This window comes from Candidatus Symbiopectobacterium sp. NZEC135, assembly GCF_025962695.1.
This window is the reverse complement of sequence record NZ_JAGFPF010001095.1, coordinates 1-729: the sequence shown is the minus strand read 5'-3', so window position 1 is coordinate 729 and position 729 is coordinate 1. Positions and strand designations below refer to the sequence as shown.

Genomic DNA, 729 nt, shown 5'->3' with positions numbered 1-729 from the left:
CCAAAAATCCCCATCAGAGCCCGACACGCCTGTTGGCGGGCAATGCCTTTATGGTGTCTCCGAGAGGCAGTATTGATGTCGACGTAACGGACAACAGGGCGAATCAATTTTTCCTGTATTACGTGAATGATTACGGTGGTCATCTGGAATTGCCGTTTACCTGCACCCAAAACCGTTGCCAGCCCATCACGTTGTGGTGGGGTTATTAAACATTTATTTCGAATGCTATAAAGAGAGGACGGGCCTATGCCTTTTCTAACCACCACTACCCTCCGTACACTTATTTCAAGCGGCGCTTTGCTCCTGCTTAGCACATTCTCATTCCACGCTAATGCGCTGGAATGCCGTTTAGGCACCACGACCGGTCCGGTAAACGATTATGAAGATGTCGGGACATTAAAAATCCCCGCCACCTTGCCAATCGGTAGCCGCCTGTGGACCTCGCAAAGTTATACCCGCAACCTTGCCTGCTGGTCCTATAAGATCGTGGAATCTAACGGTGAAATGTCCTACTTTTACCCCAACCCTGAAGGGAAAGTCATTGGTGAAGGTATCGGTATCGGGATTATCTACAACGGCCTAGACCTCGGTATTATCACCAATGGCGGTACCAGCGCTTCACGCATCTCCACCGGAAGCTGGGTCAATCCGGGGCCGTCCGGTACCCTTCCGCCCCCTAATCCCACCATGCTGAACGTCACGGTACAGCTCTATCTGGAAAAAACCGGC

The 729-nt window shown here is 51.4% G+C and carries 2 pseudogenes; both read left to right on the top strand.

Annotated features, from left to right (window positions below):
* Window positions 1–209, top strand: a pseudogene (locus J5224_RS32665) (molecular chaperone); the annotation flags it as partial.
* A gap of 37 nt (window positions 210–246) precedes the next feature.
* Window positions 247–729, top strand: a pseudogene (locus J5224_RS32660) (hypothetical protein); the annotation flags it as partial.